Annotated in this window: 2 protein-coding genes and 1 pseudogene; all 3 read right to left on the bottom strand. The window is 61.1% G+C overall.

Going from position 1 to position 2735, the window contains the following annotated elements; genetic code table 11:
• On the bottom strand, window positions 1-2020 hold a 2020-nt coding region (locus tag AACQ49_RS15840; protein ID WP_161779159.1), incomplete at its 3' end, for a conjugative transfer ATPase.
• On the bottom strand, window positions 2020-2457 hold the full coding sequence (locus AACQ49_RS15835) for a TIGR03751 family conjugal transfer lipoprotein (RefSeq protein ID WP_004245744.1): 438 nt from the start codon (window positions 2455-2457) through the stop codon (window positions 2020-2022). The genes AACQ49_RS15840 and AACQ49_RS15835, both read right to left, overlap by 1 nt.
• Window positions 2454-2735, bottom strand: a pseudogene (locus tag AACQ49_RS15830) (hypothetical protein); the annotation flags it as partial. The pseudogene AACQ49_RS15830 and the gene AACQ49_RS15835, both read right to left, overlap by 4 nt.

Genomic DNA, 2735 nt, shown 5'->3' with positions numbered 1-2735 from the left:
GGGCCCCCGCCATCAGCGCCCGGCGGATCATCGCCCGGTCAGCCCGCTTCAGCTCCGCTTCTTCCCGCACATCCCCGCCGGTGATCATCATGCGGGCGGAGATTTCCATTTCCCCCAGAATGTCACGCTGCCCGTCATCATCCTCAGATTCACTGTCCGTCTCGGGCAGTTCATCCGCATTCAGTGCCAGACGCTGTTCATCCATCATCAGCAGCTGATGCGCATCCGCAAACAGCGGCAGACGCACCCCGCTGCCGGGCTTGACACTGACCTTATTGACACTCAGCCCCAGACTGGCGTAATAGTCCGCCAGTAAACCAAAGGAGTTACCGGCCTCCGCAATAAACAGACGCGGACGGCGGACCGCCATCAGCTGCGATAACTGTGCGCATAAGGTGGCGGATTTACCGGCCCCGGTGGGACCGAATAACAGCAGATGCGCATTCTGGGTACGATCCTGTTTATTCTGCGGATCAAAGGTCAGCACCCCGCCGCCCCGGTTAAAGAAACTCCAGCCGGGATGCCCGGTGCCGCTGGTGCGCCCGGTCACCGGCAGTAATCCGGCCAGGTGCTGTACCCAGGTCAGCCGGGTATACCAGTGTTTTTTATCCGTCTGCGGGTCAAAACACATCGGCAGGGCACGCAGATACCCGTTCAGCGGCGCCACATCATATTCCGGCTTCACCGGCTCCAGACCGGCATTCAGCAGCGTGGCCGTCAGATCCACGCGCTTTTTGTTCAGTTCCTCCACCGAGCCGGCACGCAGCAGCAATGACAGGGAGGCCCGGTAAAGCTTATGGCGGTGCCCCAGTAAACCTCTGGCGGTTTCCACGTCCCGGCGGGTACGCTGCGAGTCGGTGTTTTCCCCCACCGAGTTTTTCCCCAGCCGGGTAAATTCCTGCTCCAGCGTATCCTGGGGCTGTGTGACGATGGTCATCGACAGCATCGTCCCTTCCGGAAACAGGTCCATCAGCGCATTGATATTTTTGTCACCGCGCTTCTGCTCCCCGGTCAGGTGCCCCGGCCCCGGGGCTTTACGCAGTTTTTCGATATTCACCACACCGTGCGCCAGGTTATCAAACCACCACACGCCGTTTTCCACATCCGACCGGGGCGGGGTAAACCACAGCGTTTCCGCAAAATCCTTCAGCACCGGCAGGGTGCCCGGGGCTTCCTCCGCCGCCGGCCAGTACGCCCCTTCCCGGTACAGCGTCTCCCGGTCCACCCAGTCAGGGGCCGGATTGAAATGACGCAGCAGCCACTGATGCACCTGCCTCCCGTCCTGGCGGACACACTGCACGCCGGCACTGCCCAGACTGCTGACCAGCCGGTCACACATCTGATTGAGCATCGCCACCGGCGGCATCGGATCGGTATAGCTGTTCCCCAGCCGGCGGTAAACCACCATCCGGGTCCGGCGCTGCTGTCCGCGCCAGGGTTGTCCGGTCACCTCCGTGTCCTTAAACAGCCCTTCCGGACGGGCAATCCCCCGTAAATGACGCGCCATTTCGGTCAGCCAGGCTTCGGTAAACGCGGTGCCCCGGGCCGCCGGCAGGATATAGTCCCGCAATGTGGCCAGTGTGACGCTCACGTCGTCCTCATCCTGACAAAAAAACTGCACCACCCACGGGTTATCATCATGCTCATCCAGACTGTCCTGAAGCGCATCCTCCACCGCATCCCGGATTTCGAGCAGACGGCCGGCAGAGCGCCCTTCCGTCGGCGCCGGCTCAACGGCATACACCGCCCCGACCGACACCCCGTCATCAAGCAGCAGGCATTGCTCCTCATCCAGAAATTCCACCCAGGGCAGGTAATCAATAAAGGACGGATTCGCATGGTAAATCTTCTGCTCATCCGCCCGGGTCATTTTTCCCGGCCGGGAAAGCGGCTGACGGCCTAAACCGGCATTCTCTGCCGGTGTACTGCGGTGTACGGTTTTGTCAGCCTTGTTTTCATCCGTTTTTTCAGCAGAAACCGCCTGCGCTTTCCGGCGTGAGCGGAATAATGAAAATCCCATCACAAGCCCTCCACACGCTCACCCGGCAGGGCATACTGCACTTGATGGTAAAACGGAAACACCGTACTGTATCCCGGCACCGGCAGATTGCCGGCCGAGAGATGCGGGAACACATACATCACCATGTCCGGGTTCGGCAGACGCGGAAACTGCTGATGGATCTCACTGCTTTGTGTCCGGGTATACGCGGTGTCCGCCTGCTGAAGGCGCGCGGCTTCATCATTCGTCAGGGCGCGTCGCAGGGCGCTGCGGGCGGTCTCCGTCACCGTCCGGCTGTCCGCCGCACCGTTCGGATCAGCCTGTCTGCCGGACCAGATGGCCATCATGTCGCTGTTTCCCGCCGGCAGCAGCTCCTCTTTGGAGGTGGCACAGCCGGCCAGCAACAACACCAGTGCGCACAGCACTCTGCTTTTCATCACACATTTCATCATTCTCATGATATGACGCCTCCCGCGCCCTTCAGGATCGCCCCCCGGCAGGTCAGCCGGGCAAACTCACCGTGACAGCTCAGTTCAGATAGTGAAAAAGGCACACATTGCCAGCCGGCTTTATCCGGCGCCTCCCCTTTAAAAACGGTGTACAGCAGGCGATCCCAGTCACTGTCCTGCGGCCACGCCTCATCCCGCGGGGCAAACCGGTAAACGGTAATGTCGTTGTCACTCAGCCCCACCCGGTGACGGCCCACAGACAGAACCGCCCCGGGCGTCTCACCGGC

The sequence above is a fragment of the Proteus sp. G2675 genome, assembly GCF_963886535.1.
Classification (GTDB): domain Bacteria; phylum Pseudomonadota; class Gammaproteobacteria; order Enterobacterales; family Enterobacteriaceae; genus Proteus; species Proteus mirabilis.
The sequence above is the reverse complement of the archived record's forward strand: the minus strand, read 5'-3'. Positions and strand labels throughout refer to the sequence as shown.